The organism is Streptomyces sp. MS19, assembly GCF_047200595.1.
GTDB lineage: Bacteria > Actinomycetota > Actinomycetes > Streptomycetales > Streptomycetaceae > Streptomyces.
Genome location: NZ_JBJZOH010000055.1, coordinates 1 through 25,303 on the forward strand (window position 1 = coordinate 1; position 25,303 = coordinate 25,303).

A 25,303-nucleotide genomic window follows, 5' to 3' on the forward strand; every position below is an offset into this window, starting at 1 on the left:
TACTCCAGCAGGATTTCGCTGCCTGACCTGCGAGTTTGGCTGGGCGGCTGGAGTGTAGCGGCTCGTGGAGTGGTGAGGGGCGGTTTTACGGAGGCCGCCCCTCGAACGTGTGCCATCGCCGCTGTCATTGGCCGTTCCTGGGAGAACCTCGCGTGGTGATCACCGAGCGTGCTGTCGAGCAGTGGGACCAGGAACTGGACGATCTCTTCGTGGCTATCGGCCACCGCTTTTGCCGCGTCGAGCTCCGCCGCCGCATGCGTGACTACGTGCACGGTCTGCTCGCCCCGGTTGCCCGCAAGAACAGCTGGCAGCTGGCCGAGCGGGCGGGCCATTCCACTCCCGACGGGCTGCAACACCTGCTCGCCGGCGCGAAGTGGGAGCCCGACGACATCCGCGACGACCTGCAGGAATACGTCGCTGACAAGCTCGGCGAGGACGACGGGATCCTCATCATCGACGACACCGGCTTCATCAAGAAGGGCACTACCTCGGCTGGGGTGCAGCGCCAGTATTCCGGGACCGCGGGCCGCACGGAGAACTGCCAGATCGGTGTCTTCGCCGCCTACACGACTTCCCATGGCCGGGCTCTGGTCGACCGTGAGCTCTATCTCCCCAAGTCCTGGGCCGAGGACCACGAACGCTGCCAGGTGGCGAGAGTCCCGCACGAGCGGACCTTCGCGACGAAGGGTGAACTGGCCCGGCGCATGGTGTTGCGTTCCCTCGCCTCGCCGTTGCCCATCGCCTGGGTCACCGCGGATTCCGCCTACGGGCAGGAAAGTCGCTTCCGCCGGCTTCTGGAACAGTCGGGCGTCGGTTACGTGCTGGCCGTGCCCAAGTCCCAGTTCACCGTGGGCTGTCCTCGCATCGAGGGCCTGATCGCGCAGGCGCCGGATGAGGCGTGGGAGAAAATCTCGTGCGGAGACGGCGCGAAGGGGCCGCGCTTCTACCACTGGGCGGCGGTGCGACTGCCGGCCGTCGCCGAGTTCGACTACCAAGGCGAGATCCCTCACCGGATGCGGTGGGCGCTGGCCCGCCGCAGCATCAGCAAGCCAGACGAGATTGCCTACTACCTCGCCTATGCCTCTTTGGAGACCACCGCGCGGGAGCTGGTGCAGGTCGCCGGGGCGCGCTGGGCGATCGAGGAATGCTTCCAGGCCGCGAAGAACGAGTGCGGCCTGGACCAGTACGAAGTCCGCCGTTACGTGGGCTGGTATCGGCACATCACCCTCGCCATGCTCGCGCACGCCTACCTGGCAGCCACCACACACCAGGTCAGGGAAAAGGGGGCGGAACCGGTGCAACGGCCGGGGTCATCGAGCTCACAGTGGCGGAGGTTCGGCGACTCCTGGCAGCTTGTCTCCCCCGGCCTCCGCACCTGCGCGGACACCGAGGCCGATGCCACGCGATGAACTGGTCGAACTGGCGCCGGCGACGCCAAGCAGTAGCCAGACACTGCCATTACCAGCGGCGATGGCACACGTTCGAGGGGCGGCCTCCGTAAAACCGCCTCTCACCACTCCACGAGTCGCTACACTCCAGCCGCCCAGCCAAACTCGCAGGTCAGGCAGCGAAATCCTGCTGGAGTACTAGCGGAAATCAGCCGCCGGGCCGGCAGACCGTGGCTCGCAGACTGGCTGACCGCCTGCACCCGCACCCGGCCGAAAACAGCCGCACAAGCCGATCCCCTCAACGGATGGCTGCGCCGGCTCACCGCTGCGGACGGCACCGGAAGCGACGGCCTATGGACACTGCACCGGGCGACCGTACGGCCCACCGAGTACGGCGACCGCGCCAGCTTCCTCACCGACCGCCGTTGCCGCAGCATCTGCGAAGAAGCCGGGGCAGTCTTCCTGACCGGTGGCTGGGAACCGGTGCCTGCACCGCGGCCCAGGCCTGCGCCCTGCCCGTGACATCTCCCCCATCAAGGCAGTGCCGCCCCGTCGGCCTGCTCGGTGACTCGCCCGTTGTCCCTATCAGCGATCTCAAGGAGCTATGCCTCATGTGGCTTTCACTCCATGCAGCACACCAAAGGCTTGCCGACCTCACCCACCACACGACAGTCCACGCGTATCTGGATCATGTGAACCGCTACACATTCGCCGCTGCCAGCCACGTGCTCATCGGTGATACAGCCGTGCCAGGCTACAAGTACCGGCAGCAATGGCGCTTCCTCGACCGGGACATCCAGAAGGCCGGCAAGCGACTCGCTGGACTCGAGGTCGACCCCGGCGACCTGGTCGACGCCGGCCTGGAGGCCAGCGAATCACACACCTGGCGCTCTCGCGTCTGGCAGTGGATTTCTCAGGCCACCTATGAGTCCGAGCTTCCCCAGGTGCAGGACCCCGGTGTCCTACCTGAGGGTTTCACCGGGCAGCAGCTGCCCGAAGCATTCACTCGGCGGACCATCGCGAGCACCCGGCCGCTGCCGCTGATGGTCTGGTCGGGGAAGGAGTGGCTGGTTCCTCGCACCTATGCCGCTGTGCTGGACCAGGCCGAAGAGATCGAGGCGGGCCTCGCGGCGCAGGACGACGTGTGCAGGGGCTGCGGAACGCCGGCCAGCCGCGAGCAGTGGTGTTCTTCGAGCGCCTCAGGGTTCGTCGTTCTGTGCCCGTCGTGTGCCGCCCGGGCCTCCAGGCCCTATACCGGCCATCTGCGAGGCCGCCAGTACACGAAGGGGTTCGCCAAACGCTCTCCCGCCGAGGTCTTCCTGTGCCGGATGTGTCCTGAACCCCGGCGGGCCCTGTATTGGGACCACTGCCATTCCCACGGTCTGTTCCGCGGGCCGTTGTGCGTGAAGTGCAACAACTCCGAGGGCGCTCATAGGTTCATCGACCGTCCCGGAGGGATCGAGCACCTTCTGCAGTGCACGGACTGCCGCGCTCAGCGGACCCTCCCCCTCCACCACCACGCCGACATCGTCCGCCGCCTTGCCGTATTCGAACCGCACGCGGCATGTACGCACAAACTGTCCTGGAGGTGGTTCTACGCCGAGAACGACGGATCGGTCGTGGCCCGGTTCCGGTGCTATCAGCATCAGCCGGAGCTTGCATGGTCCGTCACCGTCCCATCGGACGAAGTGAAGCTTCTGGTAAGCCGGTTCATCGACGAAGCCATCGGCTCAGGGCTGTAGCGGGGCGCCGGGCGTGTCGTCCTCGGCCGCCACCGGAGACGACATGCCCGCTGAGACGGACCGCCTCAAGCGCAGAGGCCAAAGCGCCGTTACGGGTGCCGAGGTTCTTCGACCACATCCCAATGCACACCAGTTGACTCTGGTACAGCCTCCGTACCGGTGAGGCTCTCCTTGGTTCAGCGGTGTATGGCGACGACTTCGACCTCCGCGTTCATCGCGCGCAGCCGTCTGACCGCTTGGAGCAGCGAGACCTGGGCTAAGGCAAACAGTGAGTCGACGCGGATGTCCTGGCCGTCCTTCAAGAGGATCCCGAAGACCACCCGGAGTGTGCCGAAGTCGTGGAGCAGGCGATGGTCCGGCGTGTGCGCGGCCACCTGTTCCAGGAATTTAGTCCGTACGTCGAGGTCGCTGCGCAGCGTCTCAACGGCGACCACGCCCTGGGCGAAGAGGTGGTTGAGGGGGCTGTGCTGGCGGGTGCCTTCTTGATGCAGATCAGCTGGTTCTCGGGGCCGAGGACGTCGCAGATCTCCAGTCGCCCTCCTCTGAATTTCTCCTTGACGATGTCCTTTTTGTCGAACAGGAGATACCCGTCGGGCTTCGCTGCCTGGTGGTTGAACCGGTCCTCGTCGTGAGAGTCGTGGCCCTTGGAGTTGGGCGGACCCTTGGGCCACGGCGGCAGGGTTATTGTCTGCGGCTGGGAGAACAGGGCGGCGAGTTCTTCCTCCAGGGTCTCGAGGAAGCCGGCCCCTACCTCGAACCATTTGCCGTTGCCGTAGAAGAGACGGTCGGTGCCCATCGTGATGTCGGCGATGAGCCACTCTTTTCCGTTGGTGGTGAAGCCTGCCGGAGTCTGGTAGTCGTCGTCGCTGAACATGGTGACCCGTACGTCGCCGAGAGCCTTGAGCCGTTCTCCTTCGGGCTTGTCCTGTACGAGCTGCAGAGGTGGTGCAGTTCGAGGTCGCTTGTCTCGATCGTGCGGGCGTCTCGTCTGGCGCGGAACGCCTGGGCCGAGCTATAGCTTTCCTGGCATGAGTCGAGGATCCCGATGGTCAGGCGGGGGCTGTCCGGGTCCGTGAGGTACGTTTCCAGGACCGCCTGGGCCTCCACGGCCTTGCGGCTGCGGTTGTCGAGGGTGTGGACCCTGCTCACAAAACGCAGTTGCGGCAGCGGATCGGGCTTCGAGCAGACGTCTTCGATCGTCTGGAGGTCGCTCAGGAACTGTTCCACGGCGGTGGTCAGGGGGAGCTTATTGGTGGCCTGTGAGCACTCAACGCGGATCTGTCGTGTCCTGCCTGTCTCCAGGGAGGTCAGTGACAGTCCGCTGACGGTGCCGCAGATGCGGCGGACCACGGCACCAAAGCGGTCCAGGCCGAAGTCGTCGATCCGCTCGCCCCGTGACACCGAGTACTCGTCGACGCGGCCTCTGCCGTCCATGATCTGGTTGCGGATTTTGATGACCCCATCGTCGTTGAGGCACCGGGTTGCGAACTCCAGTCCGAACTCGTCGTCACGGAAGTAGGGATCCAGCATGTGCTGCCCTACCCCGTAACTCAGCGCGTAGGTGCCACCGCCGGTGCATATGAGGATGAGTCCCGCCGCGGCCCGGCTGCGTTCGTTGACTTCCAGTCCGGTGATGTATTCCACCGCGCTGCACCAGTCGGCGCACCCTCGGGGAACACCTCCGGTGATCAGCAGGCCTTCCACCCCCTGGCGGGTGAACTCCCTGGCCTGGTAATCCTCACTGTCGAGGCATCTCTCGCGGACGAACTTGTGCAATTCCGGGGTAGTGCCCTCGGGAGGTTTGAGCCGGTGGAGGGTGAACTTACGGGTGGCGGACCGGGATGTGCGAGTACTACTCACGACGGCCTCCCCATGCGCAAAGCACTTGAAGACACCACGAAAGCAGACAGGGAGCCGTCTTCACCGCCGAACAGATCTATCCGGCTCATGGGGAAGGCCGGACTCCCGGGAAGCTGCACGGCCTTCGCCCGGCATCACCGGACCGGCCGGGACCGTCTGCTGGCGAGATGCCCCGTCTCATGCGGCAGCCGGTGAACGGGGGCCGTTGCATTCGGCCGCTCAGCATTCGGGCCGGGGTGGTTCACGGTGTCCAGAAGATTCCCTGCCCGCGACCGCGGATCGCGCGCCACTGCGGCACCGCGACCCTGCCTTCTGCTGTGCGGACCCATCGCCCGTGGAGGGCACGGTGAATGACGTCGTCGAGGACGTGCCAGTCCGCTTGGTGCCCGCAGCGGCCACACGTGTTCGGGTTAAAGCTGCGCCCCCGCTGCCAGGCGGGGCGGTCGTGCAGTTGCGCAGCCAGGTCCATGGTGTCGCCGGTGGGGTCGGCCAGGATCCGGCGTGCCACATCGACGGCTTCGGGAAAGTCGGTCGTGCTGAACTCGCTGCCGTCCGGCCGGTGCGAAGGCAGTAGCCCGAACACCCACCGCAAGGGCATCGAGCACTGCTGACACGGCATGTCGAATGCGAACACGTCCACCCGCAGCGTACTCACCCGACACCGCCTCCTTCCCCATCACCCTGGCACACCCCGGTCCACGTCCTGCGCGCGGCCCTGCAGCTCACCCGGGTGTGGGGTGTTGCGTCATCGGCGGGGCAGAGCGGAGCGGTCCTGGACGGTGATGTGGAGAGTGTGCAGGGGCTGGGTCCGTGTGGGGCGGACGACCTCGAACCAGTCAGTGCCCTCCTGTAGGTGGCGGGGGATACGGCGGTAGTGGCTCCAGCCGAATCCGATGCCGGTCTGCCATGCGGTGTCGCTGTAACGGCTGCCGATGACCGGTTCCCCGTGCAGGTAGACGGAGTCGAGGGGGCGGGAGGCGGCTTCGAGATGAGCGAGGACGGCTGCTGCTGCGCGGCGTAGCGGGCTGGTGTCGCTCCAGCGGGTGAGGGCTGCGAGGGCTGCGGGATGGGCGGGTTCGGCGTTGGGGAGCTGGAGTTGGCGGATGGTGGCCGCCTTACGGTCGACGAGGTCGGTGAGATCGATGCGGACCGGGCGCGGGACCCAGCGGTCGATGCCGTCGAAGGCTTCGATCATGTGGTCGCGTGGGGCACGGCCTGCCTCGGGGTCAGGGGTGATGGCGGCGAGCCGGGTGCGGGCGGTGTCGACGGGTTCGCCGCGGGTCCACAGCAAGGTCAGTTCGAAACCTTCCGCTTCGAGGGTCTTGCGTTCGCGGAAGTGGATCTGTAGGCCGCGGCTGTTGCCTTTCAGGGCGCGTTTCATCGAGGCGGAGGGGTCGCGGCCGTAGGACAGGGCGTGGAGGAACTCGGAGGTGAGGCGGTCGTCGGTGCGGTGCTCCACGACCAGGTCGACGTCTGAGGGGTTCAGTGCGCCGCGTGCGTAGGAGCCGAAGACGAGGATCTCGTCGACGAGGTCCAGCGGCCAGCCTCCTTCCTCCAGCCGGTCGAGCATGTCGTTCAGGAGCGTGGTGGCGCGCTCGCGTTTCACGGAAAAACTCCGCTGGTCGTCGGGTACCGGTTGGCGTGGGCGTGTGGTGTCAGCCGGTCTGCCGCGGGGTGGCAGGGGCCCGGGAGATGATCGTGCTGAGGGTCCCGGTGTAGGTGGTGCCCAGTTCGGTCACAATCCCGGGGAAGGGGCCCGGGCCGTGGCGCAGGGCGCTGACGTAGTTCTCGGGCAGGAGCACACGGTCGCCGACCTCGAGCGTGCCGGGGCCGTTCCAGCGGTATCCGTAGCCGTCGACGGTGACGGCCTGGTGGCCGTCGACTTCGAAGCGGCGGTTCTTGGCGTCGAGTTCTTCCCGCAGGGTCCGTACCTGGTGCTCAAGGTGTTCGACCTGCGCGGTCTCGGCCCGCTGTCTCCACTCCCTTTCCTGCGCCCGGCCGGCCTGAAGGCCCTGCTCATAGGCGTCCACGAGGGCTTTTTCGTGGTCGGTGGTGTGCAGTTTGCAGGCGAAGCCCGGACCTGAGAACTGCGCACGGCAGGGAGCGCCGGACTTGGTGGGGCGCCCGCAGAGCCGGTGATGTATCTCTTCGAACAATGCGGATTCCTCACATAGTGGTGGAGTGGCGGGAGGGGCGTGCGGCGGGTGCGTCCTACAGGGTGGTCGGTAGTGAGATCACCGGCTGGGAGATGGCCTGCGGGATACAGGCGGGAGGGATGCGAGCCGCCTGACTGTAGGTCAGGGTGAGGAGTTGGAGGTAGTTGAGGGAGACGGGGCGTCCGGGGAGCTTGCCGGTGGCCTGCTCGAAGCGCTGGAGTGTGGCGGGCTTGATGCCGAGGTGGCCGGCGGCGGCGTGAAGGTCGAGTCCTGCGGCTTCGCGGGCTTCCCGGAGGAGTTCGGCATTGTCGTGCCAGACCTGCGGCGCATTCTCAGTGGTCTGCCGGGCGACAGATGCCCGGGCAGCGGCAAGAGCGGTCTGGATTCGGTCGTCACGGGGGCCGAGGAGGAACCGGGCGAGCCGAGCGGCACCGGCCCCGTGGTCGACGCCCTCACTCCAGGGCTGAGAGGCTTCCTCGTATACGCGGCCTCGGGTCTTGGCGCAGTCCTCGCGCTCACCGGGGTCTGCGCCGTAGGTGTGGTGCCGGTCTCTGGTGCAGGGCAGCGTGCTGTCCTTCGCGCGGTCCATGTCACGGAACTCGTCGTCGGTCTCGATCTCGTCGATGACCGCCCGGACCTGCTGGCGTTCCTGCGGGCCCAGGACGCTCGCGAGTGCCTCCGCGGCGGCCTGGGCCTCGGGCCGGCCGGCGGGCTCGAAGCCGCCGCCCCAGGCGTGGGATTCGCGCTCTCCCCCCGCCCTCTGGAAGGCCACGTCGATGGCTTCGAGGTATGCGGGCTCCAGGCCTGCATCATCAGGATGATTTCCCGCAAGGCGCCCCGGGCAGCCGGCTCCGTCTCCTGGACGGTATTGCTGCTGTGTCGGCGCCGGTTTCCGGTCATCCAGTCGGTGAAGGCCTCAGGCCGGCGGGAGTCGGGCGGTTGTGTCTCCGCGAACCAGCGCGCCGCCCTCACGACACAGGCGTGCGCGTGCTGGATGGCGGCGTACCAGCCGAACAGCGCCTCGCGGTAGTCATCCACGTGCCGGTCCTCGGCAAAGGTGCCGGTCTTGGTGCGGCAGTGCTGCGGGCATTCCGCCGCGCTCACCCGGTACAGGGCGGCGCGGGTCTCGGGGAACGTCAGCAGCGCGGTGTTCAGGTGCTCATATTTGGGGCCGCGGTTTCGGCGCTTTTCGAGCCCGTGGTCGAGGAAGACGTGGAAGCGGGGTTCCTCACGCCAGTGGGCCGCAGCGCGGCGGACACGGACGTCGTTCTGCCACGCTCCGGTCGCGATGACCTCCCGCAACGCCGAAGCCCTGTGCCGCCGTAGTGCCGAACCCCATGCGATCAGGACCGGCAGGCACTGAGGATCGTTCCCCAGCGCGGACATCACCAGATTGATGTCATCGTGACGGTGAAGATGACGCTGGAACACGAACGCCCCCTATTGACGCAGCAGACCCCCGGCCCTGGCACCTCTCCGCAAGGGCGTGGAGCGCAGTGCCTTCATCCTGCACCAGGGGTCGGACATCCAGCCCCGCAATCTGCCGGTCTGCCCAGCTGAGCGTCATGCGGAGGCCGAGGTAACAGCCCTGCCCGCAGCGCATGGAGGCTGAAGAGCACACGCAGGTTTTCCCCACCGGATTGCCGACCACCGGACGTCGGCAGTTCTTCTCGTCAGACAGCCGGCACGTGGCCTGCCTGGTTCGGACTGGCACGTGCCGAGATTCCCTTTCTCCCTGCGCACCGCATCGTGTCCGCAGCGCCCTCGGGAGAGCGCCGAACAGCGACATCCCCCTCTCCCGTCCCGCGCGCGCTGAGATTCAGGTCCAGCCCTGCCCGAGATTCCGTGCCGGCCCGGTGTTCCGGCCGGCCGTCCCGTCCCTGTCCTGCACCACAACCAACTCACACCCAACATCAAACAAGCACTCAATGAGTGCTAATCTCAATGGAGGTTACCTGTCGGACACGCGAAGGGGCGAGCATGGCCAAGGAATCGGCGAACAACGCGGTGAAGCGGCGCCGTGCCCAGCTGAACCTCACACAGCAGGAGACGGCTCGGCGCGCTGACGTATCTCTGGCGACCTGGCGGCGCTTCGAGAACAGCGCAGACAGTGCCAGCGCGCTGGACGGGTTCCGGGCGGACAACCTGCAAGGATTCGCCCGGGCGCTGAAGCTCAGCGTCACGGCGCTGAGGCAACTGACTGATGCCGAGGCCACTCCGGAGGCCGAAGATCGCGTCGAGATCGACCAGTCGGTCAGCGATGTCGTGCAGTTGTTCAACAGGTCTTTCACCGGTGAGCCGCTCACCCCGGCAGACGCCATGGCCCTGGCCAACACGGTCGACTTCTCCGATTTCACCCCCACCCGGGACGGCAAGCTGCACCTGGACACCTCGTTCGACCACGAGTTCGCCGCCTACCTGAAAGGCGAGGCGACAATCCGGGACGTCGGCCTCCTGCGCGAGCTGCCTGAACTGGCTCTCACCCAGGTCAGCAACCACTGGCTGGTGCGCATGGGTGAGCGCATCATGCGGATCGGCAGCGAACTGGGGAAAGGGCGTATCCCGCGTCCTCAGTGCCTGGCCGACGAGTACGCCCTGTGGATCGTCATCCAGAACACCGACCCGCCTCAGATCGGCGACGTCCTTGACATGTTCCCCGGACTTCGGAACGCGGATGACGTGTTCGGCTACGACCCCGATGCCGACGAACCCGATGACGAGCACGCGATCCGGGAGGACTGGATGAACCGCATGGTGGGCGGCCTCCTCCCGCCGGACGAAAGTCACGGCCACCGGCGGTATGACCTGACACTCATGGAGGCGTACGGACAAGGCGTCTACGACCCCGGCGACCCCCGTCACCCTCTTCGCTGGTTCGACCGGGACGACCTGCGTGAACGGTGCACATCCGAGCTGGCCTTCGTCAGACTGCCGAAAGAGGAACAGGAGGCCCGGACCGCCGAAGCACTCAACCGCATGTCGGAATTGCTGCGACCGGGAACAGCCGACAACTCCCACTGACCACAGCGGTTCACCCAGGCCACACCCCCAGATGCCGCTCCTCTCCTCCGTCCCACCGGGCAGTCCACACCAGGCCACGGCGGGCGGGTGCACCACGGACGGCGGCGCCCACTGCGTGGGCATAGCCGCTGTTTCCCGCCCAGGCTTAGGGTGTCGGGCGCGGTGATCTCAGGATCGGGTTCCAGGCGAACCAGTCCAGGGTTCCGGCGCCCAGTTCCCACGGGGACTCCAGCAGCAGTTTCCGGGTTGCCTCAAGGTCCGCGGTGACGGGAGCGGGAGCGGAACCGATACGAGTCATCAAGTCGCCCCGGGCATGCCAGAACTCCTCGTCCTCGCCGCGCAGTCGGCGTATCGCCGCGTCCACGCAGGCAGGCCATTTCGGCATACCGTAGTGATCGTCGTGGGTCCCGATCCGGGGAGCGCCAGCGAAGACGAGGAAGTCGTCCGCCGGCAGGATCTTCTCGAAGTGCCTGAACATGTCGATGCGCTGTTTCACCTGCTTCTTGATCTCCCCGAGGAATCCCCAGCCGAACTCCGTCAGGGTCCCCTCGCATCCCGGCCAGACCATGTCCCGGTCCAGGACCAGGTCCTCCAGCTCGTAGAGACGGAACTGGTCGTCGGAGCCCAGGACGTCGAAGGCCTGCCGGGTGAGCCAAGTGTTGCGGGCGAACATCGTCCCGTCATGCAATGCCTTGCGACGGCTGGTCGGCCGGGAGGCGTGCGCGTCCTCGATCGGACCGTTGCGCCACACGGACAGGACGAGCCCATGAGCCGCCGCCCACCGCAGTCCGTCCTGCGCCGTGAAGACGCCCATCTCCTCAAGGCGCTGCCGCGCCCAGTCCAGCGCATCCTGGATGTCCTCGCCCACCGGCTCGCTCTCCCCCATGGCTCCCCACTTCCCTCTCTTTCTTCGGTGTTCGTGTCATCCGCGATGTGGCGCCTGAAGTTGAGACCAGAACATACGCGGGCCGCGCCGACTCACTCCGGTGCCCCTTCCGCGGCAGCCGTGGCGTCCGGCAGGCCGTTCTCAGGCGGATGGGGGCAAGTTGGAAGGCCTGCCGAGCGCGCGCAGTTCAGCGCGGCGGGCCTGCATGAGCTCCTCCGACCGACGCAGGGCGGTGTCCAGGAGCCACACCCCGCGGCGGAACGGCTGGAAGCCGATGCTCTCCCACAGCGCGGCGATCTTCTTCTTCGCCTGAAGCCGATAGGTCTCGGTGACTTGCTCACGGTCCTCGGGGTACTCGCCCATGCCGGGAAACACCGCTACCGCGCAACAGCCCCCGGCCAGGCGGCGGATCGCCTCAGCGGCCAGAGCCGGGCCCAGCCCGAAACCCCTCCACGCCTTGTCGAGGCTGACGCGGTCGAGGATCAACAGATCACCAACGGGATGCGTGACCGCTTTCTCGAACGCGGCGCTGTAGCCGGTGCGTCCGGAACGGCCAAGGACGGCGGAGACAATGACCTCAAGATCGCCGGACTCGGCGTCCGCCACCTCCCACCGGTTGTCGCCGGTGCAGTCACGCAGCCTCCACAGGATAAGGTGCCCGATCTCGGAGCCCGCTGCCGGGGCGTGACCGCCCCCGTCCCCTTCTTCGACTTCCCACTCCTCGTTACCCGCTATCCCATAAGTGACCGCGACATGCCAGGGTTCCAGGGTGTCCTCGTAGTCGTAAGGCACCGCAGGATGTCCATGGCCGTAATGGAGGTGAAGACGGGCGGGATCGCCCGGAAGTTCAGTGACCAGCCGTTTAGGCATCGCTGATGTCATGGCAGAGAGACTAGGAGCACGCACTGACATCCCACCGAGAAACGGGACGAACAAGACCGTGGGCTCGGGCTGGTCCCCTTTTGGGCTGAGCATCTTGGCCCCGCTTCTGGGCACGAGGCGCGGGTCCTGGCCCTGTGGAACCTGCGCCACGCCAAGACCGCCGCCGCTCTGCTGCCCCCGCTGCTTTCCCGGTTCGCGGAAGTCGTCGTCGATGAGGCACAGGACTGCTCCGCCGCCGACCTAGCGATCCTTCAGCTGCTGCACGACGCCGGCCTGCCGCTGGTCCTCGTCGGCGACCCGGACCAGGCGATCTACGCCTGGCGCGGCGCCGAACCCCAAGCTCTCCAGTCCTTCGCCGCTCAGCTCTCCCCCGCCCCGCACCGCCTGACCGGCAACTGGCGCAGCTCCCCGTCATCTGCCGGCTCGCGTCCACCCTGCGCACGGGGCAGCGCCCACCGGACACCTCCGTGGTGCGCGACGACGACATCCCCGTCCTCGTGCTGCCCACCCGGTACGCCGACTCCGGCAGCCGGCACCTGCACGCCCCGACCGGTGCCGGCATCGTCGACGCCTTCCGCACGCTGGCCCAGGAGTACGCCGTCCCGGCCAAGGACTGCCTGGTGACCGCCCACAAGTACGCCACCTTGCCGGGGATCACCCGGGAGAAGACCAACACCAACGCCATCACCAGCCTGGCCTGGGCCCGCACCGTCACCCACACCCCGGGCGCCAGCGGCGATGACCTCGCCCGGGCCTGCGCGGTCGCCGTGCGCGTCCTGTTCGGCTACTGGTACCCGGGCGAGCCCGGCGGCCCCGACCGCATCATGGCCGACCACCGTCTCTCGGCCGGACAGGTCAACCGCACGGCGTTCGCCTTCCTGCACAGCCTGCCTGCGCCCCACCGGAAATGGGGGCCGCAGGTCTGGCAGGCCATGAAGGCCTGGCCCGCTCTGCCCGGGGCTGCTCCGCAAGGCGGCAAAGGCCGCCCCGCCGGAAGACCCACCGTGTCGCGCCTCCAGGCGGCCACCGGTATCCGCACCAACATCGTCCACCAGCTCAAGGGCGATGAAGCAGACGGCGTCCTGCTGTTGCTGCCCGATGCCAGAAGCGTCCAGCGCTGGGCCACCGCAGACCCGGCCACCGACGAGGTCCTGCGTATCTGGTATGTCGCCGTCACCCGCGCCCGCCGCCTGGCCGCCGTCGCCCTACCCGACGAGGAGAGTGATCAGCTGGCCCGGCTGCTGACCGAGCGGCAGGTACCGGTCCGCGTCGCATGACCCTTCGTGGTGTCTGTCCCCGCACACCGCCGGGGGCAGACACCACGAGCCTGGCGGCAGACTGCTGCTCGGCGTGCCCACGCTGTCGGCATCAGTGCCGGCATGAGGCCACCGCCCGTGGACGGGCCTGTCCGCTTAGGGCCTTATGAGATCAACCGGCCCATCCTCGGCCTGCCGCGCGTTAGGGTCGACTTCCGCCTGTCGCAGCGGTTTGAGGCGGTGGCGGATCTCATTCACAGGGGGAGTCTGCGGGATGTACGGTCAGCTGACGTCGGACGTGCCACTCGGCCCGTTCGAGGGCACGACGATCACCATATGGTCGGGTCAGGGCAAGCAGGCGAAACTGCATGCCACACCGTCGTGCTCGTATCTGCGCTCGGCTCGCGGTGTCGAACGGACGGTACATCTGAATGCCGCCGTGGTCGGGCGGATGTGCCCACAGTGCGGCACCTACGGGTCCTGGGCACGCCCGGGTACGGGTCTGGCGGTGTTCCTGGGCGCGTTGACCGGGCTGGGTCTGCTGTACGAACTGGACAGCTTCCGCGATCCCGACGAGAACGCCTTCGAGGACGAAGAGGTCCGGCACGCGGCCGCCGTGCTGTATAAACCCGTGGCCGACGATCCGGCGGTCCCTATCAAACAGGACAACGCGGAGCACGACGAGGACAGCGAGGACGACACGTGGGAGGAGCGGCGAGAGGCCGAGCGTGTACGCGAGTTGGTGCTGCGGCAGTGGGGCGGCGCGCTGGCGAGCATGCACCGCACGCACCGGCAGCTGGCGCTGTTCCCTTGGCTGCGGGCCTGGGCCGGGGCGGCTCTCGAAGCGAAGGCCGGGTATCTGCGCGTCCTGCAGGAGCAGGCCCAGCTGCTGGTCGCCAAAAGGGCGCTGTTGGCGGCGACCGCGGCGGCCGCCATGACGGAGCCGGATGTGCCCGCCGACGAGCCGGCTTTCGCACCGCTGGGCGACCCCGGCGAGGCTCGCCGGCAGCTGTTGTCGCTGTGGCGGCGGTGGCGCAGCGCGGTTGAGGACAGTTGGGACGACCCGCGGCAGCAGACCTACGTGGTGCATCATCTGACCGACACGATGGGCAGCCGCCGCAAGGGTCGCGACCAGATGCTGGAGCGGGCCCGGGCGGTGGTGGCAGGCTGGGAGGCCGACGTCCGAGCAGCGGCCGGAGAGAAGCACGACGAGCGGATTGTGGTCGCTCGTCTTCCCCGTGATGCGGCGGAGCGCGGCTCTGGCAAGTCGCTTGTTGACCGGCTGGGTGAGTGGGAGCTGGGGGTGCTCGCCTCGTACACGGCCGACGCTGTCTGGGAGCCGCAGTCCGTCATCACCGTGCGGGTGCCGGAGCCGGTGGCCGTGCGGCTGCTGACACCGCAGCACACGCTGTCCTACAGCAAGCCGGGGACCGCCGAGGCCGAACAGCTGGCGGCACAATCCCCGGCGGATCCTTGGCCCGCGGCCGGATCGGGTGTCGGGCCTGGGGTGTTCGACGACACGCCGGTCCACAGCAGGCGTCTGGTCACCGGCGAGCACCTGCGCGCGCTGCGCGCCGCTACGCGGGACGCCGAGCAGCTGTACGTGGTGTTCTCCGTTGGCAGCGGGCTTGAGGTCGTGGCGCTGAGCGTCCTGGAAGAACGGTGCGCTGCAGGATGGCAGGGTTCCGTCATCGCCGGTGCAAGTGACCTGCCTGATGCCCTCTTCGCGCCCCGCCGGCCGTCTCCCGACCAGGAGGAATCCGTCTGGCCCGCGCGTATCCACGATCCGCATCACGAGGCGTTCGGCAGCCATCTGAGCACGGCGGAGGGCGAACGGGTGCTGGTGCGGCTGTGCGAGGCGCGACGCGACACCGATCATGCACTGCGTTCCCTGGCCCTGGCCCGCGGGGTAGCCGACCTGCGCCAGCTGGAGGCTGTCGGGTACAACGACCGGGATTTTCCGCACCGTCCCTTCGCATCGGCGGTCTGGCACGGTCTGCTGGCCATGGAGCAACTGGACCTGGAACCCTTCGAACCCGTCACCGATACCGGATGGCAGAGTGGCTCCGAGCTGCCGCTTGGCGTACTCGCCGGAGTACAGGCCTACACCTCGGACGCGGACGGCCGGTATCAGGGCCGGGCCCACTCCCCCGATTGCAAGCACCGGCGCCCGGAGCGTGGAGTCAGCCGCGACGATGACCTGGTGGCCATCAAGGAGTTGATGGGCAACAAGGGCTTCGACCCGTGCAGCAAGTGCGGCGGGTACGCCGTCCGCCGTCTCAGCCAGGACCAGGTCGCCTACTACCGTGCCGCACACCGGCTGCACGTCCTCGCACACCAGGTGCACTCTGCAGCGGCTCGCAGCAACAGCGCCGGCAGCACTGAACTGGCAGCGACGTTGGAGGAGTTTACTGATCTTGACCGGGAGACTGCCCAGGCATGGTTCCCGTTGCGGAAGGAGGCCCGCAGGTGGCAGCAGACCGTGAACGCTCTGCTGGGTGAGCTGCCCGGATCGGCATGACCGAGGACAGGGCTCCGACACTCGGCGGGAAGGCTGCCTGGCGTCCAGCGGGCATCAGGCAAGCGCCCGATGGACACCTCGGCCATCGGGCGCCCCTACCGGTTACCAGGCAAGCTCGGGTGTCGGTGTGTCACGCCGAGCTCAGCAGCACCTCTTCCAGGTCTTGCCGGCTTGGCGGCGGCTCGGCTGCAGAACGCACGACGGTCAGCAGCCGTCCGTCGAGGCAGGCGTCGAAGCGGCCTTCGGCCCGTGCGAGACGTTCTCGGACGCCGGCCTGGGGTGGGGGCTGTTCGGCCAGGACGGCCAGCAGTACCTCGTGCTGGGCAGGTCCCAGCGCGTCGGCGGGCACCCAGGTGCCGTGGACGGGATTGCCGGCGAGTTCCGCATCGAGTTCGGGGGCGGTGTCTCACAGCCGCTGCACCAGGCGACCGGTTCGTGAGAGCGGGTCGGTCGTGGGCTGTGTGCGAGCAGCAGCAGGCACCGGCAACATGGTCCGCAGTGTGCCCGTGGCGGATGGCGGGTCGAGTGGCGGTTCAGGTTCATCCGTCGGCATCTGCCCGAAGGGGCCCTCTGGTGGTCTGCGCCGTCGCTCGTGCACGGGAAAGCGGCATTGATGGCCTTCGCTCTGCCGCTTCCAGCGGACGTCGAGTGCGCCGTCCCAGCGTTCGTCCTGGGGGAGGAAGACGTCCAGGTGACGCCGGAGCAACCGATCCAGACCCAGCTCATGAAGTAGGCGTGGTCCCGGTGGGCGGCGGACCATCGCGCCAGGTCCTGCAGCCGGTTCTTCTGCTCGGCAAGGGGTCGTTTCGGCAGGAGTGTCTTGGTGCGGCGGTGTCGGCCGTGGGCCTCTCCCGCGACCCGGCCGCCGGGCAGGTGGAACAGCAAATCAGTTGGGATCTCGCCCTTCTGACAGCCCGTCATGCTGCCCGGCAGTGCGTCGAAGCTGTGCAGCGGATGCGCCGTGTTGTCCCACGCGAAGAGCGCTTCGTCGGCCGCCGTCAGCATGCCCAGCCCTGAGCTGCGGCGACGAAGCCGCGGATGTGCCGCGAGCTCGCCGTGAACGCGCGGTGATCGACGCGAAGGGGGCCGCCGGCTCCAGCGGTATGGAGGTAGCTGGCAAGGAGACGGACCTCGAGCTGCTTGGTCCGGTAGTCGAGGACGCGGTTGTGGTCGCGGGCGAGCGCGTTGATGTGGATGAGCCGGGCCAGTCCCACCCCCAGGTCACCCTGTCCGACCTCCGTGACGGTCACCACCGGCTCCTGCACCTGGAACTGCCACACCCGGGCTCGTACCGTGTTCACTTGCGCATCTCTCTTCTCGTCTGCGTCGCACCCCGCGCCGTTCCCGGACGTGATGTGGTGCGCAACTCTCCCGTGCCGTCAGGGCTTTCACATCATGTCCTTGGTCCGGGACCATCCAGCGCGTGTCGGCCTGCTCCTTGTAACGCGCTGGAGGCGGTCGGTGCGGACTGGAACCCGGCATGGCCACCGGACTGGCAACGCCACTACGCCGCGCTGCGCGAGCTCCTACGCGACGGGGAAGGGCGGTGGAGGGGTGGCCGCGTCCGTGAGATATGCCGGGCCGAGGTGACGGCCGCGGGCGTCACAGACCTCGATCTCGTGGGCGTGGTGTGGCATGTAGCGCACGCGGACCTGGCGTCCGGCCTGGCCGGTCATCCAGGCGGCGATGTAGGTGCGGCCGCGCCAGTTCACGCCGTGGCTGGTCACTTTCCGGGGCCGGCCGTCGTCTTCGAGGGTGAAGGCCCACAGGTCCGGCTGCGGGGATGTCGGTGACAGGTGTCGGATCGGCCTGCCACGCCTGAAGTGGTGTAAGGCCGGACAGGGCTTTCGGGCGGTGTGCGGTGTTCCACCAGTTCGTCCATTCCAAGACTTCCGTGGTGAAGTCCTGGAATGACAGAGCAGATGCCGCCTCGCCTGTCCGCTTGGTGCGTCCGCGGCGGCCCGAGCGGGGCTTTGTGGGCCCGGTGGTGTAGCCGGGCAGCGCTGCGAACAGCATGCGGTCCGCGGCCCGGTTGAGGCTCTCCACCGTTCCTTTCAGATGCGGGCTGTAGGCGGGCAGGTCTTTGACTGTCACGCCCATCGCGCCGAGCGCTGTGGTGACGGCGGCGGAAAGGAAGTCTTTGCCCCGGTCCACCCTCACTTGCTCCGGCACTCCCCCGGCCGGGCCGTAGGGATCGTCACGCACCACGGCGGCGCGCAGGGCGGCCAGTACCGATGCGCGGGAGGGATGGCCCGGGGTGATGGCGGTACCGGTGATGACCTTGGTGGCGGTGTCGATGAACCAGGTGATCCACGGGCGCACCAGGTCGCCGTCGGCGTCGACCAGCAGCGGGGCCTGGACGTGGTCGCTCTCCCAGGCGCAGTTACGCCATGACGTCGGCCGCTTTCCGAACACATCGTGGGCGCGTGCGGCCTCTGGTCCGATAGCGAGCCCGGCCCGGTTCCCCGCCGTCAGGTCCCTGCGCAGCGCGCGCAGGAACGTCGACAGGGACGGGACCGGATCCAGCAGCGGCACCTGTGACAGGGCTGCCCCGCCCGGAACGGCCACGAGGTCCGGCGGGACAGGCTCGGCAGTGCCAGACCCCTGGGTGCGTTCGCCTCCGGCTTCGGCCGCGGCGCGTTGCACGAGCTGGCGGTGGACAGCGGAGGCGTTGCCGTGCCAGTACGCCAGCAGCACCCGGATCTCCGCCGTGATCTCGAAGCGGCCGGTGCGGCGAGCCCCGGGGTGCGCGGCCGCCGCCGGGCTCTGGGATGCGTCGGCCAGCCACCGCCAGACCGTGCGCTCCGACACCCCCGCCAGACCGGCCGCGATCCGCACGTGCAACGACGACAGACCGCCCTCTTCCCGGTCCACCGCCAGCAGCCGCCGTACCACCACCGCCCGCTCCAACGGCGGACCCCCGGCTGGCACCACAGCAGCCGATCCCGACCCGGCCTCACCCGCTGAAACACCCTGAACCGTCATACGAACCAGCCCACCAGACCCCACCAGCCCCCACCAGCCCCACACACAGGAACAGCGAAAGCCATGACAGCCAGCGATCAACCTGCTAGCCACACCACAACACCCGCCTGGTCACCCCATGACAGCAACCCCACCCCCACGATGCGCCCACCACCAGCCCCGAACACCACAACCCTGGCTGACATCCACCCGCCGCCACCCCACCGCCCAATCACACACACGAACCGACAAACTCACCATCGCCTACCAAGCCGCACTCCACCTCGCCGGCATCCTCATCTGGACCCAACGCTAACCAAAGAGACACGACCTAGCCACAAGATCAATTCCCGTGCCGGGCCGGCGGGTGACATGAGCTGCTGCCGCCGAATGCCAGAGCCGGCGCTTCGCCGGAAGGGACGGGGCGTGGGCTGGGGGCAGACCGGCCCGGCACTGACGGATCCACCGCGGGGGTCCGGGGGGGGTGATGCGCTGGTGGGAGGGCAGTGCGGCGCCGGGGCGTTTCCGGGGCCCCGGGGGTGTCCGTTCCGGGCCGGTTCCTTGTGGCGCGCGCTGGGAACCTGCGGCGGCTGCGGGGCGGTGGGTGTCAGGGGCGGGGGGCGGTGCTGTTGCGGATGATGAGGGTGGTGGCGAGTTCGATGCGGGGGCTTTCGAGTTCTTCGCCGTGTATGAGGCGGGTGAGGGTGCGCAGGGCGCTGCCGCCCATTTCTTTGAGGGGCTGGCGGACGGTGGTGAGGGCGGGGGTGACCCAGCGGGCTTCGGGGAGGTCGTCGAAGCCGACGACGCTGATGTCGGCGGGGACGCGCAGGCCGGCGCGGGCGAGGGCTTCGTAGGCGCCGATGGCCATGTGGTCGGAGCAGATGAACAGGGCGGTGGGGGGGTCGGGGAGGGTGATGAGGGCGTGGACCTGTTCGGCGCCGCTGGCGCGGTCGTGGTTGCCGTGGCGGATGAGGCGGGGGTCGGTGTCCAGGCCTGCGGCGGTGAGGGCGGAGCGGTAGCCGGCGGTTCTGGCGCGGGTGTAGAGGTGGTGGGGCGGGCCGGTGACCAGGGCGATGCGGTGGTGGCCGTGGTGGAGGAGGTGGTTGGTGGCTTCGTAGGCGCCTGACCAGTTGGTGGTGCCGATGGAGGTGACGTCGGGCGGGGGGTCGCTGAGGGGGTCGATGACGACGCAGGGGGTGTGGGCGGTGGCGAGGCGGGTGAGTTGGCGGGGGGTGGGTTCGACGAGGCCCAGGACGATGCCGGCGGTGCCGCGGTCGAGGATGCGTTCGAGCCAGTCGGGGGTGCGGTGGCCGGGGGCGGGGGGTCTGGCGCGGGAGACGACGACGTGGAGGCCGGCTTCCCAGGCGGCGGTCTCCATGCCGCTGGCGACGCTGGCGGGCCAGGAGCCGTCGAGCCCGCTGAGGACGAGGTCGACGGTGTGGGGGGTCTGGTCGGGGCCCGGGGTGCCGCGCCGCTGGTAGTGGTGTCCGCGCAGTGCCGCGTCGACTCGGGCGCGGGTGTCGGGGGAGACGTCGTCGCGGCCGTTGAGGACTTTGGAGACGGTGGAGACGGACACTCCGGTGAGCTCGGCGATGTGCGCGAGGGTGGGGCGGGGCGTGTTGCTTCCGGTCACGGGGCCCATTGTCTGCTGCCGCGGAGGTTTTGCGGGACGGCCGGGGTGCGGCCGGCCGCCGCGCCCTCCTTGTCTGGTGGGGGTGCGGCGGCCGGGACGGGCGGGGGTGCGGGGTGGTCAGGGCTGAGTGATGCCCTGTCCGTTGAAGGTGACCCAGTTGACGTTGAGTTCGCCGGTGGTCTTGACGAAGTAGAGGGGTCCGGACGCGGGGGTGCCGGTGGTGTCGGCGGTGACATCGGCGTAGACCTGCCAGTCGCCGGTCGGCTGGACCTGGAGGGTCGCGACGGTGGGGCCGGTGTCGGGGTCGCCGGTGCGTACCTCGACGGTGGCGCCGAGGGTGGGGGATGCGGCACGCAGGGTGATGCTGTCGATGCCGGTGAGGTTTGTGGGGTCCCAGGCCCACCAGTCGCCGTTGTCGATGTGGCCGATGTTCTGGCCGCCGCCGGCGGAGTCGCCGGTGGTCTCGGTGCTGACGCCGGGGTCGCCGCCGCCGCCGGCGGAGTCGAGGCGGCCGGTGGTGTCGTAGTGCTCGGCCTCGCGGTGCTTGGGCTGCAGGACGACGATCTCCTGGGTGGTCAGGGGCGGGGCGTCGCCGTTGCCGTGGTCGGTGTAGGTGACGGAGACGGTGCCGAAGATGTTGGCGCCGATGTGCCCGGCGTCGCCGGGGAGGGGGAAGGTGCCGGAGCAGCCGTGGTACTGCTCGTAGCCGTGGGAGTGTTCGTCGTGGCCGAGGGCGGGCTGGACGATGACGTCGTCGCAGTCGACGGTGCCGTCCTCGGGGTCGGTGACGGTGACGTCGTAGGCGATGGTGTCGCCGAAGGTGAAGAATCCGCCGTCGGCGGGAGCGGTGACGTCGATGGCGGGAGCGGTGTTGCCGGCGGTGATGTCGAGGTTGGACACGGCGGTCCTGCCGTCTTCGTCGGTGACGGTCAGGCGTGCGGTGTAGCGGCCGGGCTGGGTGTAGGTGTGGGTGGCGGTGGGCTGGGTGCTGTCGGGGGTGCCGTCGCCGTCGAGGTCCCAGGAGTAGGTGACGGGGCCGCCGTCGGGGTCGTGGGAGCCGGCGGAGTCGAAGGCGACGTCCAGGGGTGCGGGGCCGGAGGTGCGGTCGGCGGTGAGGTGGGCGAGGGGGGCGCGGTTGCCCTGGACGTAGTCGATGCGGTAGACGCCGGAGTCGGTGTTGTTGCCGCCGAAGCCGCTGCCCCACTCGATCATGTAGAGGGAGCCGTCGGGGCCGAACTGGAGGGCGTGGGGGCGGTTGAAGGAGAGGTCTTCGAAGGCGCGGGTGACGGAGGTGACGGAGGTGCGGTCGGCGTCGAGGCCCAGGGTGAACAGGCGGCTGTCGTTCCAGTCGGCGAAGATCACGTTGCCGTCGAAGGACTCGGGCCATTTGGTGTCGGAGGCGAGGTCGGGGTCGTACTGGTAGGCGCCGCTGGTCATGGGGGCGCCGCTGCGGCCGATCTCGGGGGTGCTGGTCTCGGCGCCGAGCCAGATGGCGGCGGGCTGGGCGGGGGGCAGGTCGGTGATGCCGGTGTTGTTCGGGGAGTCGTTGACGGGAGCGGCGCAGTCGTAGGGCTGGCCGGAGGTGCCGGTGGCGAAGTCGTGGTCGTTGTAGGGGGTGTTGGCGCCGACGCAGTAGGGCCAGCCGTAGAAGCCGGGCTGGGAGATGATGTTCCACTCGACGCGGCCCTCAGGGCCGCGGGTGGGGCTGGCGGCGCCTGCGTCGGGGCCGTAGTCGGCAACGAACAGCTGGTCGGTGGTGGGATCGAGACCTATGCGGAACGGGTTACGGAAGCCCATGGCGTAGATCTCGGGGCGGGTGTCGGGGGTGCCGGGGGCGAAGAGGTTACCGTCGGGGACGGTGTAGGTACCGTCCGGCTGGGGGGTGATGCGCAGGATCTTGCCGTTGAGGACGTTGCTGTTGGCGGCGGTGCGCTGGGCGTCCCAGGCGGCGCGGCCCTCGCGTTCGTCCAGCGGGGAGTAGCCGTCGCTGGCGAAGGGGTTGGTGTTGTCGCCGGTGGCGATGTAGAGGTTGCCCTGGGTGTCGAACTCGAGGGCGCCGCCGGCGTGGCAGCACTCCTGGCGCTGGGTGCCGACGGTCAGGACGACCTCTTCGCTGGCGGGGTCGAGGGTGTTGCCCTGGAGGGTGAAGCGGGAGACGCGGTCGACGGGGTCGTCGCCGGGGGGTGAGTAGTAGAGGTAGAGGTGGTTGTTGTCGGCGAAGCCCGGGTCGAGGGCCAGGCCCAGGAGGCCGAATTCCTGGCCGGTGTAGACGGGGATCTGGCCGGCGGTGACGACGGAGCCGTCGGTGAGGATGGCGTTCACGGCGCCGTTGCGGTCGATGTAGAAGACACGGCCGTCGTCGGCGATGTCGAGTTCCATCGGGTTGCTGGTGTTGTCGTCCAGGGTGACTTTCTCGAAGTCGGACGCCAGGGGCTGGGTGGCGGTGCCGCCCGAGCAGTCGGCGGGGTCGGCGCCGGCAGCGGTACGGATACCGCCGAGGAGGTGGCCGAGGAAGGCCGGTTCGGCGAACGACTCGGCGGTGTGGCCCATCCCGGTGTACCAGGCGCGGCCGGCGTCGATGTCCTGGCACCAGGCGATGGGGTGGTCGGCGCCCATGGTGCCGCCCTCGTAGGAAGTCTCGTCGAGGGTGGCCAGGACGTGAGCGCTGTCGCGGGGGCTGGGGGCGTAGTTGTACCACTCGTCGTGGCGGTCCCAGGCGGCGGGCAGGTGGGCGGTGGAGGGGTGGGCGGGGTCCTCGACGCGGACGGTCGCGTCCTGCGGCTGCGGGTGGCCGTTGAAGTAGCCGCCGACGAGTTCGCCGTACCAGGGCCAGTCGTACTCGGTGTCGGCGGCGGCGTGGACACCGGCGTAGCCGCCGCCGCCCTCGATGTACCGCTCGAACGCGGCCTGCTGGTCGCCGTTCAGGACATCGCCGGTGGTGGACAGCCAGATGACGACCTCGTAGCGGGCGAGATCGGTGTCGTTGAAGACGGAGGCGTCCTCGGTGGCGGTGACCTCGAAACCGTTCTCCTCACCGAGGGATTCGATCGCGCTGATCCCCGCGGGGATCGAATCATGCCGGAAACCGGCCGTCTTGGAGAAGACCAGGGCGTTGAAGGTGTCCGCGTCGTGGCCGGGGTGAGCGGCCGCGATACCGCTGGAGACCAGGGCCAGGGTCAGAACGGCTGCGCCGGTACGGGCTGTCGTCCGGAACAGATGCTGTGCTGTTCTCAAAACACGGCTCCTCACAGGAGAGAAGTGGGGGAACGCCTGCGGCAATGGCCGGGCGTCCGATTCCTGTGCATGACGGGACAGCCCCCGAGGTGGGGGCTGATGTCCGGCGGCTCGCCGGACACCCCCCGGTGGAAAGCCCCGGCAACCGGGACCTCACACGGAGAGGGCGTAAGCAGGAAATGGGGTGGGGGGGGTAGGGGTGAGGGACGGGCAGCAGACGCGGAGAGAGGTGGCAGACCAGGAGGACCAGAGGCCAGAGGGCCAGAGGGCCAGAGGGCCAGAGGGCCAGAGGGCCAGGGGGTTGGGGGTGGGGGGTTGGGGGTGGGGGTGGGGGGTGGGGGGCTTGTGGGGGTGCGGGAAGTCCAGGCCCCCGGGACACAGGTGCGTGAGCGCGATTCGCGGGACGTACCGGTGGATGGGGGCGGCGCCGGACCTGTAAAGGGTGGAGGCGGGGGGAGTTCCAGGCCCTGGACGCGGTGGGGGGAATGGGTGGGATGCAGGGTTGTGGGGGCGGGTGGGGGGTGCGGGACAGGGATCACGGCCCCCACGGCTCGAAATGTTTCGAAAAACTTGCTGTGTCGCGGGAACTGTAGGAAGCCCGGTGAAGCACCGTCAAGAGTCCGGACACACCGGACGCATTTTCCGGTACTCCCGCCAACCACCCCGGCCCACCGCCCGGTCACCGGAACACCCCGCCCCTGCCCGCCCGCCCCGGCCAGACGGACAGCACAGAACGGAAGACCTCTCCCCCGCCGGCCGAGACACACCGGCCAGGCAGGACACCCCCGTCACCTGCACGGACCCCCAGCCCCCGCCCCCGCCCCCAGGCCAGCCCGGGGACGGCACCGCCGGCCCGCGTCCCTTCATCCTCCCCGGGAACCGGAGCGCCCCCGGGAAAGACGTACCGGCAGACCACAGCTCACACCACCGCCACCCGGCAGACCCCAGGGGACCGCACCGGAAGCCGACACAGCCGCGAACAGCCCGGCAGCCCGGCAGACAGGGGGGGCAGGGGGGCAGGGGGGCAGGGCAGCCCCGCCGTACAGGCCGGTACCGCGGGCCCGGGCGGAACCAGCGCTGCAGCCACGGCACGCCAGGACGCGTCTTGCGGACCTTCCCGGGACCGCGCCGCCGGCACGAAGGCACCTCCCAGGCACCCCTTGCACCTGAGGGAAACCTCGCCGCGCCGTCGCATCACGCGAGTACGAACCGAGTACGAGCTACGACGCACCGCCTCCCGATGCACCGCACCCGACAACACGGCCCAACCCGACAAGACCCACAAGACGCGCCCCAGCACCGGCACCGGCGCGGACGGGCAGGGCACGGACGGGCAGGGAGGGGACGGGCAGGGCGCGGACGGGCAGGGAGGGGAGGGAAAGACGCGATGGGGGACGCGGCGGGGCGGGCAGTCCGTGCGGTGTTCCGGAGCAGCACAGGCACCCCGGGGAGGGACAGCTCCGCTGTACCGCAGCCGGCACCTTCCCGGGGATACTGACCACGGGCGGCGTACGCCCTTCTCCCCCACGCCCCATACCGCCCTTTCCGGCACAAGCCGGTGTCACCGGGCGGCGGAGCAGCAGCACAGGCCCGCCGGGACCGGGAGCCCACTGCCCGGAGGAGAACTCCCGGGCCGCAACCGGGCGCCCGAGCCGCGAGAACGATCACGGTGGGGGGCGGCCGATGCCGGACGGCGGACCCGGGCACCACAAGGCCCGGGGCCCCTTGTCCGCAAGAGCATGGCGCCACGCCGGTCTAGC

General features: G+C 68.9%; 17 protein-coding genes and 2 pseudogenes. 8 read left to right on the top strand and 11 right to left on the bottom strand.

Annotated features, from left to right (window positions below; translation table 11 throughout):
- Positions 1–158: 158 nt before the first annotated feature.
- Positions 159–1,409, top strand: coding sequence for an IS701 family transposase (locus ACL02R_RS28120; RefSeq protein WP_412799797.1), 1,251 nt, complete (start codon positions 159–161; stop codon positions 1,407–1,409).
- Positions 1,410–1,999: 590 nt separating this feature from the next.
- Positions 2,000–3,130, top strand: coding sequence for an endonuclease domain-containing protein (locus tag ACL02R_RS28125; protein WP_412799781.1), 1,131 nt, complete (start codon positions 2,000–2,002; stop codon positions 3,128–3,130).
- A 176-nt stretch (positions 3,131–3,306) separates the two neighbouring features.
- Here the strand turns inward: ACL02R_RS28125 and ACL02R_RS28130 are convergent.
- The 5 genes and pseudogenes from ACL02R_RS28130 to ACL02R_RS28150 form a co-directional block, all read right to left on the bottom strand.
- A pseudogene (locus ACL02R_RS28130) lies at positions 3,307–4,990 on the bottom strand (DUF6119 family protein).
- A 241-nt stretch (positions 4,991–5,231) separates the two neighbouring features.
- Positions 5,232–5,645, bottom strand: coding sequence for a hypothetical protein (locus ACL02R_RS28135; RefSeq protein WP_412799782.1), 414 nt, complete (start codon positions 5,643–5,645; stop codon positions 5,232–5,234).
- A gap of 90 nt (positions 5,646–5,735) precedes the next feature.
- Positions 5,736–6,596, bottom strand: coding sequence for a nucleotidyltransferase domain-containing protein (locus ACL02R_RS28140; protein ID WP_412799783.1), 861 nt, complete (start codon positions 6,594–6,596; stop codon positions 5,736–5,738).
- A 49-nt stretch (positions 6,597–6,645) separates the two neighbouring features.
- Positions 6,646–7,146: a hypothetical protein gene (locus ACL02R_RS28145; protein WP_412799784.1), complete on the bottom strand. Its 501-nt coding sequence runs from the start codon at positions 7,144–7,146 to the stop codon at positions 6,646–6,648.
- 55 nt (positions 7,147–7,201) lie between these two features.
- Entirely contained in the window at positions 7,202–7,918 is a 717-nt protein-coding gene (locus tag ACL02R_RS28150) for a helix-turn-helix domain-containing protein (RefSeq protein ID WP_412799785.1), read from the bottom strand.
- A gap of 209 nt (positions 7,919–8,127) precedes the next feature.
- Here ACL02R_RS28150 and ACL02R_RS28155 point away from each other — a divergent pair, with 209 nt between their 5' ends.
- Positions 8,128–8,472, top strand: coding sequence for a hypothetical protein (locus ACL02R_RS28155; RefSeq protein WP_412799786.1), 345 nt, complete (start codon positions 8,128–8,130; stop codon positions 8,470–8,472).
- A gap of 654 nt (positions 8,473–9,126) precedes the next feature.
- On the top strand, positions 9,127–10,167 hold the full coding sequence (locus tag ACL02R_RS28160) for a helix-turn-helix domain-containing protein (protein WP_412799787.1): 1,041 nt from the start codon (positions 9,127–9,129) through the stop codon (positions 10,165–10,167).
- Between the two features lie 145 nt (positions 10,168–10,312).
- On the opposite strand, the gene ACL02R_RS28165 is transcribed toward ACL02R_RS28160, so the two are convergent.
- Together ACL02R_RS28165 and ACL02R_RS28170 are read right to left on the bottom strand one after the other, a co-directional pair.
- Positions 10,313–11,053 (bottom strand): hypothetical protein, encoded by a 741-nt coding sequence (locus ACL02R_RS28165; RefSeq protein WP_412799788.1) that lies wholly within the window; start codon positions 11,051–11,053, stop codon positions 10,313–10,315.
- 141 nt (positions 11,054–11,194) lie between these two features.
- A complete protein-coding gene (locus tag ACL02R_RS28170; RefSeq protein ID WP_412799789.1) occupies positions 11,195–11,935 on the bottom strand; it encodes a hypothetical protein in 741 nt (246 codons plus the stop codon).
- Between the two features lie 171 nt (positions 11,936–12,106).
- Here ACL02R_RS28170 and ACL02R_RS28175 point away from each other — a divergent pair.
- The 4 genes and pseudogenes from ACL02R_RS28175 to ACL02R_RS28190 all read left to right on the top strand — a co-directional run.
- Positions 12,107–12,283: pseudogene (locus ACL02R_RS28175) on the top strand (UvrD-helicase domain-containing protein); the annotation flags it as partial.
- A 122-nt stretch (positions 12,284–12,405) separates the two neighbouring features.
- On the top strand, positions 12,406–13,212 hold the full coding sequence (locus tag ACL02R_RS28180; RefSeq protein WP_412799790.1) for a hypothetical protein: 807 nt from the start codon (positions 12,406–12,408) through the stop codon (positions 13,210–13,212).
- 253 nt (positions 13,213–13,465) lie between these two features.
- Positions 13,466–15,712, top strand: coding sequence for a hypothetical protein (locus ACL02R_RS28185; protein WP_412799791.1), 2,247 nt, complete (start codon positions 13,466–13,468; stop codon positions 15,710–15,712).
- Positions 15,713–15,839: 127 nt separating this feature from the next.
- Complete coding sequence (locus ACL02R_RS28190) at positions 15,840–16,151, top strand: hypothetical protein (protein ID WP_412799792.1); 312 nt, start codon at positions 15,840–15,842, stop codon at positions 16,149–16,151.
- Between the two features lie 559 nt (positions 16,152–16,710).
- Here the strand turns inward: ACL02R_RS28190 and ACL02R_RS28195 are convergent.
- From ACL02R_RS28195 to ACL02R_RS28210, 4 genes are all read right to left on the bottom strand, one after another.
- Entirely contained in the window at positions 16,711–17,013 is a 303-nt protein-coding gene (locus ACL02R_RS28195) for a hypothetical protein (RefSeq protein WP_412799793.1), read from the bottom strand.
- Between the two features lie 225 nt (positions 17,014–17,238).
- The gene (locus ACL02R_RS28200) at positions 17,239–17,439 is read right to left on the bottom strand and encodes a Mu transposase C-terminal domain-containing protein (protein WP_412799794.1); all 201 of its coding nucleotides are present in this window, start codon (positions 17,437–17,439) and stop codon (positions 17,239–17,241) included.
- A 1,844-nt stretch (positions 17,440–19,283) separates the two neighbouring features.
- Positions 19,284–20,309: a LacI family DNA-binding transcriptional regulator gene (locus tag ACL02R_RS28205; RefSeq protein WP_412799795.1), complete on the bottom strand. Its 1,026-nt coding sequence runs from the start codon at positions 20,307–20,309 to the stop codon at positions 19,284–19,286.
- 117 nt (positions 20,310–20,426) lie between these two features.
- Positions 20,427–23,543: a ThuA domain-containing protein gene (locus ACL02R_RS28210; protein ID WP_412799796.1), complete on the bottom strand. Its 3,117-nt coding sequence runs from the start codon at positions 23,541–23,543 to the stop codon at positions 20,427–20,429.
- Positions 23,544–25,303: the final 1,760 nt, after the last annotated feature.

What these genes read in the sequence shown, in the direction of transcription:
- ACL02R_RS28125 (WP_412799781.1), top strand. Translation starts at nt 2,000, where the DNA reads ATGTGGCTTTCACTCCATGCAGCACACCAAAGGCTTGCCGACCTCACC.
- ACL02R_RS28160 (WP_412799787.1), top strand. Translation starts at nt 9,127, where the DNA reads ATGGCCAAGGAATCGGCGAACAACGCGGTGAAGCGGCGCCGTGCCCAG.
- ACL02R_RS28165 (WP_412799788.1), bottom strand. Translation starts at nt 11,053, where the DNA reads ATGGGGGAGAGCGAGCCGGTGGGCGAGGACATCCAGGATGCGCTGGAC.
- ACL02R_RS28170 (WP_412799789.1), bottom strand. Translation starts at nt 11,935, where the DNA reads ATGACATCAGCGATGCCTAAACGGCTGGTCACTGAACTTCCGGGCGAT.
- ACL02R_RS28185 (WP_412799791.1), top strand. Translation starts at nt 13,466, where the DNA reads ATGTACGGTCAGCTGACGTCGGACGTGCCACTCGGCCCGTTCGAGGGC.